The sequence below is a fragment of the Aeromonas sp. R1-1 genome (genome assembly GCF_040908495.1).
Taxonomy (GTDB): Bacteria; Pseudomonadota; Gammaproteobacteria; order Enterobacterales; family Aeromonadaceae; genus Aeromonas; species Aeromonas veronii.
This window is the reverse complement of the sequence record NZ_JBFODV010000025.1, coordinates 1-14,706: the sequence shown is the minus strand read 5'-3', so window position 1 is coordinate 14,706 and position 14,706 is coordinate 1. Positions and strand designations below refer to the sequence as shown.

The 14,706-nt window shown below is 57.5% G+C and carries 14 protein-coding genes and 3 tRNA genes; 13 read left to right on the top strand and 4 right to left on the bottom strand.

Annotated elements, in window-relative coordinates; all coding sequences use genetic code 11:
* Positions 1-101 precede the first annotated feature (101 nt).
* Positions 102-1,349: a diguanylate cyclase gene (locus tag AB5Y92_RS01210; protein ID WP_005351207.1), complete on the top strand. Its 1,248-nt coding sequence runs from the start codon at positions 102-104 to the stop codon at positions 1,347-1,349.
* A gap of 108 nt (positions 1,350-1,457) precedes the next feature.
* Here the strand turns inward: AB5Y92_RS01210 and AB5Y92_RS01205 are convergent, their stop codons facing one another.
* Positions 1,458-1,928: a glycine zipper 2TM domain-containing protein gene (locus AB5Y92_RS01205; RefSeq protein ID WP_005337104.1), complete on the bottom strand. Its 471-nt coding sequence runs from the start codon at positions 1,926-1,928 to the stop codon at positions 1,458-1,460.
* A gap of 19 nt (positions 1,929-1,947) precedes the next feature.
* On the opposite strand from AB5Y92_RS01205, the gene aat reads away from it, so the two are divergent.
* The 3 genes from aat (at position 1,948) to infA (ending at position 3,655) form a co-directional block, all read left to right on the top strand.
* Positions 1,948-2,655 carry a leucyl/phenylalanyl-tRNA--protein transferase gene (gene aat, locus AB5Y92_RS01200; RefSeq protein WP_019445527.1) on the top strand — a complete coding sequence of 236 codons (708 nt, stop codon included), beginning with the start codon at positions 1,948-1,950 and terminating at the stop codon, positions 2,653-2,655.
* On the top strand, positions 2,652-3,368 hold the full coding sequence (locus AB5Y92_RS01195) for an arginyltransferase (protein ID WP_368225228.1): 717 nt from the start codon (positions 2,652-2,654) through the stop codon (positions 3,366-3,368). The genes aat and AB5Y92_RS01195 overlap by 4 nt, the downstream gene beginning before the upstream one ends.
* 68 nt (positions 3,369-3,436) lie before the next feature.
* Positions 3,437-3,655: a translation initiation factor IF-1 gene (gene infA / locus AB5Y92_RS01190; RefSeq protein WP_005300033.1), complete on the top strand. Its 219-nt coding sequence runs from the start codon at positions 3,437-3,439 to the stop codon at positions 3,653-3,655.
* Between the two features lie 68 nt (positions 3,656-3,723).
* Here the strand turns inward: infA and clpA are convergent, their stop codons facing one another.
* Positions 3,724-5,979: an ATP-dependent Clp protease ATP-binding subunit ClpA gene (clpA, locus tag AB5Y92_RS01185; protein ID WP_005337110.1), complete on the bottom strand. Its 2,256-nt coding sequence runs from the start codon at positions 5,977-5,979 to the stop codon at positions 3,724-3,726.
* A gap of 59 nt (positions 5,980-6,038) precedes the next feature.
* Positions 6,039-6,356: an ATP-dependent Clp protease adapter ClpS gene (gene clpS / locus AB5Y92_RS01180; protein ID WP_040097598.1), complete on the bottom strand. Its 318-nt coding sequence runs from the start codon at positions 6,354-6,356 to the stop codon at positions 6,039-6,041.
* 229 nt (positions 6,357-6,585) lie between these two features.
* Here clpS and cspD point away from each other — a divergent pair, with 229 nt between their 5' ends.
* Entirely contained in the window at positions 6,586-6,804 is a 219-nt protein-coding gene (cspD, locus tag AB5Y92_RS01175; protein WP_005300025.1) for a cold shock-like protein CspD, read from the top strand.
* A 117-nt stretch (positions 6,805-6,921) separates the two neighbouring features.
* Here the strand turns inward: cspD and folD are convergent, their stop codons facing one another.
* A complete protein-coding gene (gene folD / locus AB5Y92_RS01170; protein WP_064338144.1) occupies positions 6,922-7,776 on the bottom strand; it encodes a bifunctional methylenetetrahydrofolate dehydrogenase/methenyltetrahydrofolate cyclohydrolase FolD in 855 nt (284 codons plus the stop codon).
* 213 nt (positions 7,777-7,989) lie between these two features.
* Between folD and AB5Y92_RS01165 the strand changes: the two genes are divergently transcribed.
* From AB5Y92_RS01165 to AB5Y92_RS01130, 8 genes are all read left to right on the top strand, one after another.
* A tRNA-Pro gene (locus tag AB5Y92_RS01165) sits at positions 7,990-8,066 on the top strand.
* A gap of 37 nt (positions 8,067-8,103) precedes the next feature.
* A tRNA-Arg gene (locus tag AB5Y92_RS01160) sits at positions 8,104-8,180 on the top strand.
* A 52-nt stretch (positions 8,181-8,232) separates the two neighbouring features.
* Positions 8,233-8,308, top strand: a tRNA-His gene (locus AB5Y92_RS01155).
* A gap of 314 nt (positions 8,309-8,622) precedes the next feature.
* On the top strand, positions 8,623-9,333 hold the full coding sequence (gene rstA / locus AB5Y92_RS01150) for a two-component system response regulator RstA (RefSeq protein WP_368225226.1): 711 nt from the start codon (positions 8,623-8,625) through the stop codon (positions 9,331-9,333).
* Positions 9,334-9,354: 21 nt separating this feature from the next.
* On the top strand, positions 9,355-10,680 hold the full coding sequence (rstB, locus tag AB5Y92_RS01145) for a two-component system sensor histidine kinase RstB (protein WP_368225224.1): 1,326 nt from the start codon (positions 9,355-9,357) through the stop codon (positions 10,678-10,680).
* A gap of 54 nt (positions 10,681-10,734) precedes the next feature.
* Positions 10,735-10,917, top strand: a complete 183-nt coding sequence (locus tag AB5Y92_RS01140) for a hypothetical protein (RefSeq protein ID WP_368225223.1) — start codon at positions 10,735-10,737, stop codon at positions 10,915-10,917.
* A 153-nt stretch (positions 10,918-11,070) separates the two neighbouring features.
* A complete protein-coding gene (gene mprF / locus AB5Y92_RS01135; protein WP_368225221.1) occupies positions 11,071-13,620 on the top strand; it encodes a bifunctional lysylphosphatidylglycerol flippase/synthetase MprF in 2,550 nt (849 codons plus the stop codon).
* Between the two features lie 11 nt (positions 13,621-13,631).
* A complete protein-coding gene (locus AB5Y92_RS01130; RefSeq protein ID WP_368225219.1) occupies positions 13,632-14,339 on the top strand; it encodes an AcvB/VirJ family lysyl-phosphatidylglycerol hydrolase in 708 nt (235 codons plus the stop codon).
* The last annotated feature ends 367 nt before the right edge of the window (positions 14,340-14,706 follow it).

Below are 14,706 nucleotides of genomic sequence, written 5' to 3'. Positions count from 1 at the left end.
TTGAAATACAGAACCCCCGATGCGGTACATAGGGGGTTCTGAGTAGAGAAATGCTAGTTGAAAATGTGTAAACCTATTTCAGGACTAGACAAAGGAGTCTAATGAAACAGAAGATATTGATTGTCGAAGATAGCCTGACCATCCGCCGTATGCTGACTCAGGCCATTGCCCAGCAGACAGGCCTCGAGATTGACGCCTTCGATACCCTCGAAGGCGCTCGTCACTGTCGTGGCGAGGAGTATGTGGTCGCGCTGGTGGACCTGACCTTGCCGGATGCGCCCCGTGGCGAAGCGGTCAACGAGCTGCTGGCTCGAGGTTTGCCGGTGGTGATCCTCACTGCCGACATCAGCGAGGATAAACGTGCAGCCTGGCTGGAAACCGGCGTGCTGGACTATGTGATGAAGGATTCGCGCCACTCGCTGCAATATGCCGTTAGTCTGGTGCACCGCCTCTATCTCAACCAGTCGATCGAAGTGCTGGTGGTCGACGACTCACGCACCTCCCGTCACCGCACCATGGCCCAGTTGCGCAAGCAGTTGTTGCAGGTGCATGAGGCCAGTCATGCCCGTGAAGCGATGGCGATGCTGGAGCAACATCCGGACATCCGGCTGGCACTGGTCGACTACTATATGCCGGATATCGATGGCATCAGTCTGGTGCGGATGCTGAGAGAGCGTTACAGCAAGCAGCAGCTCGCGATTATCGGGATCTCGGTCTCGGACAAGCGCGGTCTCTCTGCTCGCTACCTCAAGCAGGGCGCCAACGACTTTCTCAACCAGCCGTTCGAGCCGGAAGAGCTGCAGTGTCGGGTCAGCCACAATCTGGAGGCGCTCGAGCAGTTCAACAGCATTCAGGAGTCAGCCAATCGTGATTACCTGACCGGTCTCTACAACCGGCGCTACTGGTTCAACGAAGGGCAAAAATGGTTTGAAGAGCATCAGCGCCAACAGACGCCTCTTGCACTCTGTGTGCTCGATGTGGATCACTTCAAGCAGGTCAACGATCACTGGGGCCATGCCATCGGCGATCAACTGCTCTGCCATCTGACCCGGCTACTGACACAGTTCTTCCCCGATGCCATGATCGCCCGGTTTGGAGGAGAGGAGTTTGCCATGATGGTGCCTCACTGTACCGTCCCCGTGTTGATCAAGCGTCTTGAAGGGCTGCGTCAGCAGCTGCGCCAGCAACCCTTGTCACCGGAAACCCCGCTCTTTGTTCGCGCCAGTTACGGCGTGATCAGCGTCGGGCGGATATCCATGGACGAGGCGCTGAGCGTAGCGGATCGGCTGCTCTATCAGGCAAAGAACACCGGTCGCGACAAGATAGTCTCTCAAGAGACAGCTATCTGAATCCTCAGGGCATCAGTCCCGTGTATTACCGCCCGACAGACTTTCCAGCAGGAGAGTCTGCGGGTTCCTTTCCTGCCACAGTCTCCCCATCACCATGACTATCGAAAGTCAGTAAGTCTTGTCGACCCGCACCCCATCATCGAAATAGAGAATGCGCACCTTGTCCCCATTGGCAAAGACCATGGCGGGATCATAATCCTGGATCACGTTGATAAGGGCATTTTGCTCGTTGCGGATCAGCAGCTCCACCAACTTGTTTTCCACCACGGTTCCCCCGGACTGGTATTGCTGCGCAGCCGCAGCTCCCGCGAGCGCCCCGACGGCGGTGGCGATTTCACGACCATGACCGCCGCCAAACTGGTTGCCCAGCAGGCCGCCCAACACGGCACCACCCAGCGTCTTCCAGCCAGAGTGCTCGGACTCCAGGATCTGGCGCTGGGTAATATTGCGCACCGTTTCGACCTGGCCAAACACCACCTGATTGACCGGCCGCGCGGTATTGCGCTGGTAGACCTCCGCCCCGGCGGGCGCCGTGACAAAGCAGAGCAAGCTGGATACTATCAGGATAATGGCCTTCATCTATGAACCTCGTTGCCTTATGTCTCGCTATCTTACCCAACTGGATGATGAGCTTTGCTGGTTTCCCGACCCCAGCCATGCGCTGGAAGAGCCCAACGGCTTGCTGGCGATCGGCGGGGATCTCTCCCCTGCCAGATTGCTGGCAGCTTACCACAAGGGGATCTTCCCGTGGAATGAACCCCACCAGCCGACCCTGTGGTGGTCACCGGATCCCCGCGGAGTGATCCGCCCAGACCAACTCCATGTGGGACGGACACTGCAAAAGATTATCCGCCGTACCCCATTCGATATTTCCGTCAATCGCGCCTTTAATGAAGTCATTACCGCCTGCGCCGCCCCTCGTCGCACTGCCGATGGCACCTGGATCAGTCAACCCATGATCGAGGCCTACCAGCAGTTGCACCGGCTGGGTCATGCCCACTCTATCGAGATCTGGCAGGAGGGAGAGCTGCAAGCGGGACTGTATGGCCTCTCTATCGGCCGACTGTTTTGCGGTGAATCCATGTTCAGCCGGATTGATAACGGCGCCAAACTTGCCATGGTGGCACTCTGTCGCCACTTCGCCCGCCATCGCGGCGCCCTCATCGATTGCCAGATGCAAAACCCGTTTCTGGCGACCCTGGGTATCGAGGAGTGGCCACGGGCCCGTTTTCTGGCTGAGCTGGCGCGCCTTGGCCATCAACCACTATTGGCTTCCTGCTGGCAAGAGGGGGAGATCAGCTTATGACTGAAGAAGTGATCCTCAAAGTAGGGCTGACTCCCAAGCATCCCTGCAGTTATCTGGACCATGAACAGGAGCAGTTGCTGGTGCTGATGGATCACAATCTGCTCAACGCCAACGGTTACGAGCGATTGTTGACTGCCGGTTTTCGCCGCAGTGGCAACGACATCTATCGTCCCCACTGCCCGGCGTGCCATGCCTGCCAATCCCTTCGTATTCACAGTGAACACTTTCGTCCCAGCCGTGGCCAGAAGCGGATCCGCCAGCTCAACAAAGATATCGAGATCGTCCTGAGCTACGATGACAAACCCGAGTATTACCTGCTCTACGAACGCTATATCCGCGAACGCCATCACGATGGCAGCATGTATCCCCCCAACCGCAGCCAGTATCGCGGTTTTCTCCATTGTGACTGGATGCCGCCACTCTATCTGGAGATGCGCAAGGAGGGCCGTCTTATCGGCGTGGCTACCACAGACCTGCTGCCCAACTCCTTGAGCGCTATGTACACCTTCTTCGATCCGGATTATGCCGATCGCTCCCTGGGCACCTTTGCCATCCTCTGCCAGCTCGATCTGGCCAAGCGAACAGGGCGAAGCTGGCTCTATCTTGGCTATCTGGTGGAGGCGTGCCGCAAGATGAATTACAAGCGCAATTATCTCCCTCACGAGCTGTTAATTCAGGGGGAATGGAAAAATATCGACACCAAGCCCGAGTAAACTTTACACATAGCCTTAAATCCGGCATGATCCAGCGGTTTTTTGTTGTGGCTTATCAAGAGGATTCAATGGCTAAAGAAGACAGTATTGAGATGCAGGGCACTATTCTCGAAACCCTGCCCAATACCATGTTCCGTGTGGAACTGGAGAATGGTCACGTGGTTATCGCTCATATTTCAGGCAAGATGCGCAAAAACTACATTCGTATCCTGACTGGAGACAAAGTAACGGTAGCACTGACTCCCTACGATCTCTCCAAGGGACGTATTGTTTTCCGCTCTCGCTAAGCCAGGAATTCAGCAAAAAACCCCAACCTTTCGGTTGGGGTTTTTTGTCGTTTTCTGATCACTGACGCTTAGTGGGAAACAGCTTCAACATTGACCTGAAAATCAAAGCTGAGGCTGTCATTTACCAACTCAACCTTCACAATTCCCCCGTCAACCAGTGAACCGAACAGGATCTCGTTGGCCAGGGGTTTCTTGAGGTGCTCCTGGATCACCCGCCCCATCGGTCTGGCGCCCATGGCTCTGTCATATCCCTTCTCTGCCAACCAGTGGCGGGCACGCTCGGACACCTCGAGAGAAACTCCCTTCGCATCCAGTTGAACCTGCAATTCGACAATAAACTTGTCGACCACCTGATGAATCACCGTCATATCGAGATGGTTGAACCAGATGGTGTGATCAAGCCGGTTACGAAACTCCGGACTGAAGGTCTTGTTGATCACCGCCATGGCATCGTGGCTCAAATCCTGTTGCTGGAAGCCAATCGATTTACGCTGGGTCTCCTGCACACCGGCGTTGGTAGTCATGACCAAAATCACGTTACGGAAATCCGCCTTGCGCCCGTTGTTGTCGGTCAGGGTGCCGTTGTCCATCACCTGCAACAGCAGATTGAATACGTCCGGGTGAGCTTTCTCAATTTCGTCAAGCAACACAACGGAATGAGGATGCTTGATCACCGCATCAGTCAGCAGACCACCCTGCTCAAAACCGACATAGCCGGGAGGCGCACCAATCAGGCGAGATACGGTATGACGTTCCATGTACTCGGACATATCAAAGCGCAGCATCTCGACACCCAATGCCTTGCCCAACTGCTGGGTCACCTCTGTTTTACCAACACCGGTAGGACCGGCAAAGAGGAAGCAACCAACCGGGCGACGCTCGTTACCCAAACCTGAACGAGAGAGGCGAATCGCATCGGTCAGCACCTCAATGGCTTTATCCTGACCAAAGACCACCATCTTCAGATTGCGCTCCAGGTTCTTCAGCACCTCTTTATCCGAGGAAGAAACTGATTTCTCCGGAATGCGGGCAATCTTGGCCACAATGGACTCAATTTCCTGCACATTGATCACTTTCTTGCGCTTGCTCGCCGGCAACAACCGTTGACCGGCACCCGCTTCGTCGATCACGTCGATCGCCTTGTCGGGCAAATGACGGTCATTGATGTACTTGGCAGAGAGTTCGGCAGCTGCACGGATCGCCTTGGCGGTATAGCGCACACCGTGGTGAGCTTCGTAGCGACTCTTGAGCCCCATCAGTATGCGCGTGGTGTCATCGATAGTCGGCTCGACAATATCGATCTTCTGGAAGCGACGGGCCAACGCACGGTCTTTCTCGAAGATCTGGGCGTACTCCTGATAAGTGGTGGATCCCACACAACGGAGCAAACCATTTGAGAGCAGCGGCTTGATCAGGTTGGCCGCATCCAGCTGACCACCGGAAGCAGCACCGGCACCGATGATGGTATGGATCTCGTCGATAAAGAGGATCGCCCCTTCCTGACGCTCAATCTGCTTGAGCAGAACCTTGAGGCGCTTCTCGAAATCACCACGGTATTTGGTGCCCGCCAGCAGAGAACCCATATCCAGCGAATAGATGGTACTGCCCGCAATCACCTCGGGGACATCACCCTTGACGATGCGATAGGCCAGCCCTTCGGCAATGGCTGTTTTCCCCACGCCCGCTTCACCCACCAGCAACGGGTTGTTCTTGCGACGGCGGCAGAGCACCTGAATGGTACGATTGAGCTCCTGATCACGGCCGATGAGCGGATCGATACGCCCTTCCAGCACCAGCTGGTTCAGGTTGGTGGCAAAGCTCTCAATCTGTGCGGCCGAGACATCATCATCAGACTCGGGATTGTTATTGCTGCCGAGATCCGGCTTGCTGTCCTTGCGCACACCGTGGGAGAGGAAATTGACGACGTCGAGACGGCTGATCTCGGCTTTTTTCAGGAAATAGGCAGCTTGTGACTCCTGCTCACTGAAGATAGCGACCAGCACGTTGGCGCCGCTGACTTCGGTATTGCCGGAGGATTGCACATGGAAGACGGCACGCTGCAACACGCGCTGGAAGCCCAGTGTCGGCTGGGTTTCACGATCTTCATCATCGCGCGGTATGAGCGGAGTAGTTTGGGTGATGAATGCGCGGATCTCCTTGCGCATCTGCTCAACATCGGCACCACAGGAGCTCAGCGCCTCATGGGCTGAACTGTTATCCAGAAGGGCTAACAACAGGTGCTCGACGGTCATGAATTCGTGGCGCTCGTCACGGGCCAGTTTGAAAGCCTCGTTCAGCGTCTTTTCTAGATCTTTATTCAACATAGGCACCTCCCCTAGTACAGCTACAATGTGGTGTCACACTCGCCATCAAGTCATCAGATTCAAGCCTTTTCCATAGTACAGAGCAGTGGATGTTCGTTGTTACGTGCATAGGTGTTGACTTGGACAACCTTGGTTTCGGCGATCTCTGCGGTAAACATGCCGCAGACACCCTTACCACTATAATGCACACTCAGCATGACCTGAGTCGCCTTGTCCAAATCCATACCAAAGAACTTTTGCAGCACCTCCACCACAAACTCCATGGGCGTGTAGTCATCGTTGTTCAACACAACCTTATACATGGGTGGCGGCTGCAGCTTTGTTTTCTCTGCTTCTGCAATATCTTCATTAGCAAAGAGTTCTTTCTGCTTGCTCATAATCGCGCTTTGGTACCTCTAGATTACTACCGTCTAACACAAGGTTGTCAATAGACTTGTTAACCAGATCACATCAGCTGTTAACAACTTCTTGACTCGCTCAAAAGTTAGACTAGATTGGTTACTTGCTAATCTGTGCCCGTCTGCTATGGGCCCATGTCCCTAGTTATAAAGGGCTGGCGCAGGTTACTCAACGACTTCTGGGTAATCAATAAAAGGATGTAGAAGTATGGCAACCGGCACAGTTAAGTGGTTTAACAACGCAAAAGGATTTGGGTTTATCTGTCCGGAAGGGGGCGGTGAGGATATATTCGCTCACTACTCCACGATTCAAATGGAGGGCTACAAGACCCTGAAAGCGGGTCAGGCTGTCAATTTTGAACTGCAACAGGGGCCGAAAGGAAATCACGCCTCTGTGATTGTGCCAAACGAAGCACAAAATATGTAAATAACGCCCGTTGGATAAATAAAAAACCGGTTCCTCTCTGAGCAACCGGTTTTTTATTGTCAGATTTCTGGCGAATCCTGCCTCCTCACGGGATCACAGGGTTATCACCAGCCATGATCAGTCGTGATATTCACTACAGGCGATCAGGGTATTTTCCATCAGGCTGGCGACCGTCATCGGGCCCACGCCACCGGGTACCGGGGTAATGAAGGCGGCATGGCTGCGCGCCGTCTCAAACTCTACATCCCCGACCAGCGAGCCATCAGCCAGACGGTTGATGCCCACATCGATCACCAGTGCCCCCGGTTTGATCCACTCCCCAGGAATGAAGTTGGGCTTGCCAACCGCAACAACCAACAGATCGGCACGGCGTACCTGCTCTTCCAGATCCCGCGTAAAACGATGGCAGGTCGTGGTTGTGCAGCCCGCCAGCAACAATTCGAGGGTCATGGGACGCCCCACTATGTTGGACGCTCCCACCACGACAGCATGCAGACCGTGCGTCTTCACGCCGGTGGTCTCGATCAGCGTCATGATCCCTTTCGGAGTGCAGGGGCGCAGCGCCGGAATACGTTGGGCCAGACGGCCGACGTTATACGGGTGGAATCCATCTACATCCTTGTCAGGCTGGATCCGCTCCAGCACCTGAGTGGTATCAAAGTGATCCGGCAACGGCAGCTGAACCAGAATGCCATCTACGTGGCTATCCGCATTCAACTGGTCGATCAGCGCCAGCAGCTCTTCCTGACTGGCGGTTGCACTCAGATCATAGGAGCGGGAGAGAAAACCCACCTCCTCGCACGCCCGACGTTTGCTGCCGACATAGACCTGAGAGGCGGGATCCGCCCCCACCAGAATGACTGCCAGCCCTGGAGCCCGTTTCCCTGCCGCCAACCGCTGTTGGACTTGCGCCGCGACCTGGCTGCGAATCGTTTGCGCAACCTGTTTTCCATCTATGATTTTGGCAGACATCGTTCTCCACTCACCATGTGTTCAACTGCCGCGCATTGTCGCATTTTTTTAGCCGGGATGTTAGCGGCAGACGCACGCCATACCTGTAGCGGGCAATAAGTAGGCACTTGAATTTACTGGGGGAAAAAGTCGTTGACGCTGGCCCTTACGCTTGGCTATGATGCCCGCCCGTTGCCCAGTACGACTCATGTCGATATGCTGGTCAGGGATTTTCGGTGATTAGCGCAGTCCGGTAGCGCATCTGGTTTGGGACCAGAGGGTCAAAGGTTCGAATCCTTTATCACCGACCATGTTCATCGACTCGTCCTTAAGACATGTTGATACAAAGCGCCCTTAGCTCAGTTGGATAGAGCAACGGCCTTCTAAGCCGTGGGTCGCAGGTTCGAATCCTGCAGGGCGCGCCATTGATGTTCCCCAATCCTTCTGGATTGGCGAGTGTTGATGAAGATTTCAGTGGTGGCTGTAGCTCAGTTGGTAGAGTCCCGGATTGTGATTCCGGTTGTCGTGGGTTCGAGCCCCATCAGCCACCCCATTATTCTGTCGATAATCGCCGCAAGGTGATGCCAATCGAGTTGGTGCAGTGATCTTCTGGTCTGCTCCGCGAAAAACCGGCCTTGGCCGGTTTTTTTGTTTTTGCGCTCGACAGCGCCTTACCTTGTCTGCAAGGCCATCCTCCAGACCGATAAACGCGGCTCTGCCCATTTGTCACGATGTGCGCCTCCCCATCGATACACACAGCCACTCTCCCCCACACATCAGCCTGCCCGGTTCTTTTTCTGTATTTCCCAAGCGCCATTGATATGCTGATCGCTCTTCTTCTCTCCTGCTTTCCGTTGGAGCTTTTCTATGCAACGCATTCTTTTTGTCGAAGATGATCCCGAGATTGGCCAGCTCATCAGCAGTTGGCTCGGTCGCCACGATATGGACGTGATCCTCGAGCCCAGAGGGGATATGGCGCTGGCCCGGGTCGAGGCCGAACAGCCCGATCTGGTGCTACTCGATATCATGTTGCCGGGGCAAGATGGCATGTCCCTCTGTCGTGCTCTTCGGCCGCGCTTCGACGGCCCCATCGTAATGCTCACCTCGCTGGATAGCGACATGAATCAGATCCTGAGTCTGGAGCTGGGCGCCAACGACTACATTCTCAAAACGACGCCACCGCCGGTGCTGCTGGCCCGGTTGCGGGTGCAGTTTCGCCAGCACCAGCAAGCATCAACCCAACCGGCCGCCACCAGCAGCGTTCCCCAGCAGCTGCAATTTGGTCGGCTGCGGGTGAATGGGCCGGGACGAGATGTGCGGCTCGATGGCGAGAGCATTGCTCTCTCGACCGCCGACTTTGATCTGCTGTGGGAGCTCGCCTGCCACGCGGGCCAAATCTTGAGTCGGGAAGCCCTCTTTCGCAGCTTGCGCGGCCGGGAGTACGACGGTCAGGATCGCAGCATGGATGTGGCCATCTCCCGCCTGCGCCGCAAACTGGGTGATAACCCTGACAACCCGACCCGGATCAAGACGGTGCGCCAGAAAGGCTACCTCTTCGTCCCCCACGCCTGGGAATAACCCTCTTTCGGGAGCACCGCCATGCGCCGTCTCTTTATCCAATTCTATCTGTTGCTGATCGGCTGCTTCACGCTGGCCATCCTGCTGGTTGGCGTGGTCTATCAGGTGACCGCCGAACGGGCGGGTGATCGCTATCTCGAACGCATGATGCAGGGCTCTCTTGGCCTGTTGACCGGCGAGTTGGCAAGAACCCCGCCAGAGCGCTGGCCCGATCGACTGGCCGAGCAGAGCAGTCAGTTTACCCTCCCCCTCAAGATCGGCGAGCTGGTGCGCCAGCCGCTGGCCAGCGAGGATCAGGCCTTTTTGGCCGCTGGCAATATTGTCATCGTCGAGGAGGATGACACCTTCCTGCAGCGCATCCCCGATACCGCTCGGGTGCTGATTGTCGGCCCTGTACCCTACCTCTCCTACCTGCACGAGCTGCACTGGGTCGATGTGGGGCTGCTGCTGGTGATCGGCCTATCTCTCGGCCTGCCCATCCTTCTGTGGCTGCGTCCCCACTGGCGCGGCTTGCAGCAGTTGGAGCAAACCGCACGTCGCGTAGGCGATGGGGATCTCTCCTGCCGAACCAATCTGCCACCGGGCAGCAGTCTGGCCCGGGTGGGACGCACCTTCGATCAAATGGCGACCCAATTGCAGGCCATGATTGCCAGCCGCAAGCAACTGACCGATGCCATCGCCCACGAATTGCGCACCCCGCTGGTCCGGTTGCGCTATCGGCTTGCCATACTCGATCCTGCCCCTGCCGAGCAGGAGCAGCAGGCGCTGGAGCGAGATCTGGGGGCGCTGGACGCCCTGATCGAAGAGATGCTCACTTACGCCAAGCTGGATAGACCCGAACTGCCGCTGCAGCAGGACGAGCTGGAGCTCAGCCACTGGGCACAAGCGCATCTCGGCGACTGGCAAGCGCTAGCCCCCGAAAAGAAGCTCACCCTCGATCTGCCGCCACGTCACATGCCCTGGTGCGGCGATCAGCGTCTGCTGACGCGCGCGGTGGAGAACCTCATCGGCAATGCCCTGCGCTACGCCGAGAGCGAGGTTAACCTCTCCATCTCGCGGCTGCAGGAGAACTATTTGCTGGAGGTGAGCGACGATGGGCCGGGGATCGATCCGGCGCTGGCGCCCCAGATCTTCGAGCCGTTCGTACGCCTTGATCAAAGCCGGGATCGTCGCACCGGCGGCACTGGTTTGGGGTTGGCCATCGTGCGCAGCATTGCCCGTCATCACGGGGGGGATGTGGCGTTGCTGGCCAGTGACCACGGCGCCCGCTTCTGCCTCACCCTGCCTGTACATTTGGATACAAACCGTCACCAACCGCTCACTGAAGGGCCGCCGCAACCGTCATAGGATGACTGTCATGGAGAACGCTCCATAACATCAACCCGAATAAGGAAATTGAACATGAAAAAGATCATTCCCCTGACCCTGGCTGGCGTCTTCGCCCTCACCTCCGGTTTCACCATGGCGGCCACCCCGACCAAGACAGCCACACCGCAGGCGACCCAGACCAAGGTGGTGAAAAAACACCATAAAGCCACCCACGCCAAGACCCCTACCGTCAAAGTCGCGCCGAAAACCAAGTGATCCAACCGGTCACTGGATAACACAGAGGGAGGCTGACGCCTCCCTTTCCATCTTTTCCCGAAATTTTCCTGACGAGCGCCTCCCTCGTCCAAACCGGATCCACGACCCGGCTCCCCCTTTGCGGGAAACGGTCAATGACCACAGGAACATGGCATGTGGCGTCATCTGCTTAAATGGCTAGGCCCCTTGTGCAGCTTGCTGCTGCTCGGCACCGCACTGACCGTGCTGTATCACCTGACTCAGGCATGGCACTGGCACGATATTCGTGTGGCCATCTGGTCCCAACCCCTGCCGCGACTGGCGGGCGCCCTGTTGCTGACCCTGCTCAGTTATGGTTGCCTCTGCAGCTATGACATGCTGGCGCTCCATGCGCTGGGCAAGCGCCTTCCCTGGCAACAGGTCAGCATCACCTCCTTTATCGCCTACACCTTCTCCAACACCCTGGGATTTGCCCTGCTGACCGGCACCTCGGTACGCTATCGCCTCTACTCCGCACTGGGGCTAGCCACCGGGGAAGTGGCCCGCGTGGTGCTGTTCTGCTCCATCACCTTTTTCCTCGGTCTGTTGGCGTGGGGAGGTGGTGCCCTACTGACCTGCGATGTATCACAGCTGCTGCCTGACTGGCCGCAATGGGCAGATACTCTACTCAGGCTGGCGGGCGTCATGGCTCTGCTGTTGGTGGCCTGCTACCTCTGCTGGCCCACACACCGTCTCTCCTGGCGGAAACACACCCTGACCCTGCCCGGCTTCAAAGTTCGTCTGTCGCAGCTGCTGGTCGCGCTGGCCGACTGGATGGCCGCCGCCGCAGTGCTGTTTGTGCTGTTGCCTGCAGATAGCGTCCCCTACCCCGTGCTGCTCAGTGCCTTCGTGCTGGCCAGCTTCCTCGGGGTACTGGCCCACGTGCCGGGCGGGATTGGGGTGTTCGAAGCGAGCATGAGCCTGCTGCTGGCCCACTACCTGCAGGCCGACAAGCTGCTCGCCTCGCTGCTACTCTACCGCTGCATCTATTACCTGCTTCCCTTTCTCTGTGCCCTGCTGCTCTTTGCGAGTCAGGAGATGCTGCAACAAAAAGCGCGCTGGCAGCGGCTACAGGGGCTGATGAGCGCGGTGCGCGAATTTCTGCCTGCCCTTATCAGCATGGGCACCTTCGCCGCCGGCAGCCTGCTGCTCTGCTCGGGGATGATCCCGACCATGCGCAGCCACATCGAAGTGTGGCTGCAGGTGTTGCCGCTCCATCTGCTGGAGCTCTCCCACGTGCTCGGCAGCGTGAGCGGTATCCTCCTGATCCTGCTGGCGCGCAGCCTCTATCGCCGTCACGACGCCGCGTTTCGCATCACCCAGCTGCTGCTGGCTCTGGGTATCGCCTTCTCCCTGCTCAAGGGGGGAGACTGGGAGTCAGCCCTGCTGCTTGGCAGCTTCCTGCTCATCATGACCCCTTGCCGTTCCCTCTTCTATCGCAAGGGGTCGCTGCTCTATCCCCAGTACACCCTGGGCTGGCTCATCTCGGTCGGCGCCGTACTGCTGGGGGCGCTGTGGCTGCTGCTCTTCTCCTATCGTCAGGTGGAGTATGACCACGCCCTCTGGTTCCACTTCTCGCCCCACGGCGGGGCTGCCCGCGGCCTGCGCGCCATGGGGAGCGTGGTGGCCGTGCTGGCCGTTGCCGGGGTTGCCCAGCTGCTTGCACCGCTGCGCGTGGTCGGTGAAAAGCCGGATAAGGAGACGCTGGCGCGCGCTCACGAGCTGGTAGTGCGCGAAGGGGGGATCCACGGCTATCTGGCCCAGTTGCAGGACAAGTCCCTGCTGTTCCACCCCGCCGGTGACGCCTTCCTGATGTATGGCATCGAGGGCAACAGCTGGATTGTGATGGGGGATCCCGTCGGTCGCCCCGAGCAGATCGAAGAACTGCTCTGGCAATTTCGCGAGCGGTGCGACGAGCACGACGCCAACCCGGTCTTTTATCAGGTGTCGGCCCGCTATCTTCCGCTCTATCTGGAGCTGGGGCTGATCCCCTTCAAGCTTGGTGAAGAGGCGATGGTCGATCTGGCCACCTTCGATCTGGCAGGCAGCCGGCTGCGCAACCTGCGCCAGAGCCACGCCAAGGGCAAACGGGAAAGACTGACCTTCGAGGTGGTCGAGGCAAGTGCCGTGGCCCCCCTGCTGCCCAGATTACAAACCGTCTCCGATACCTGGCTGCAGAGCAAGATGGGCAAGGAGAAGGGCTTCTCGGTCGGCCGCTTCGAGCCTGACTACCTGACCCTAAGCCCGGCTGCGCTGGTATGGCACGAGGGGCAGATTGTCGGCTTTGCCAACCTCTGGGTGAGCGATAACAAGGAGATGCTCTCCATCGATCTGATGCGCTACAGCCTGGATACCGGCACCGTCCCCATCATGGATTTTCTCTTTGTCGAGCTGCTGCTGTGGGGTAAGGCGCAGGGGTACGCCAGCTTCAATCTGGGGATGGCCCCCATGTCCGGCTTCAACGATCACCCGCTCAACAGCTATTGGGCCCGCCTTGGCAATACCCTGTTCGTCCGTGGCAGCCGTTTTTACAACTTTCAGGGGCTCAGACGCTACAAGGAGAAATTTTCGCCCCGCTGGGAACCCCGCTACCTGCTCTGCAGCAGCAAGCTGGTACTGCCCAGAACCCTGACTCACCTGATCACCCTGATTAGCCGCGGCCCGCTGGGGCTGATCAAGAAATAGGAGCATGGCCAATGAGAGCCTTGATTTTGCTGTTACTCAGTCTCGTACTGCCCGTTTCATCTTTTGCGGCGCACGCCGCCCCGGTCAAGGATGACCTGAGCCTGATTGAGCTGCCGGTCAAGCAGCCATCCGACACCCCCATGGTGATCTTTCTCAGCGGCGATGGTGGCTGGGCGGCCCTCGACAAGGGGCTGAGCGCCCAGTTTCAGCTGAACGGCATGCCGGTCGTGGGCTGGAGCTCCCTCACCTACTACTGGAAGAAGAAAACCCCGGAGCAGGTGACCGCCGATCTGGAGCGGATCCTCGATGATTATCAGGCCCGCTGGCAGCGCCCCCACTGGCTGCTGGTAGGCTTCTCGTTTGGTGCAGAGATTGCCCCCTTCGTCATCGACCGGTTGCCGGAGCACTATCGTCAGGGACTGGTCGGGGCCGTGATGCTCTCCCCCTCTACCAGCTCGGATTTCGAGATCCACGTCAGCGACATGCTGACCCACAAGACCCGCAGCTACCCGACCGAACCGCAGGTGAAGACCATCCGCGACCTGCCGATGGTCTGCCTGCAAGGTGCCGATGATGATGATGACGACCGCCTCTGCCCCCGTCTCAACCAACCCAACGTCACCAGCATCACCCTGCCGGGAGGACATCATTTTGACGATAACTACCCCCAGCTCTATCAGGCCATCACCACGCATCTGAACCTGTCCCCGGATCCGTAGTCTGTGGAGCATTAACCGGTATCACCACGGAATGCCTTTCAAGTGCCGAGCAGGGCAAATCAGCGAGCAATGAAAAGGGCCTCTCTTGCGAGAGGCCCTTGTACTGAATCGGGCGGAAACTTTAAAAGGATCGACCAATGGGTTGGCCGTAGCGTCAAAGTCACCGAGGCTTTTCACTACGATTGCCCAAGCAGTTCAGCCAGATGCTGGGCTATCAACAATGCGGATTTGCAGTCCTATGCTGACAACCGCTCGGGATTGCGCCATAAAACAAAAGGCTCTGTCCCAATTACGTGTTGAAAGGCTAATCTTGAAGTAGGCCATCACCTTGAGGTCTACCATCATGGATACCCCAGCCTTTCAACAC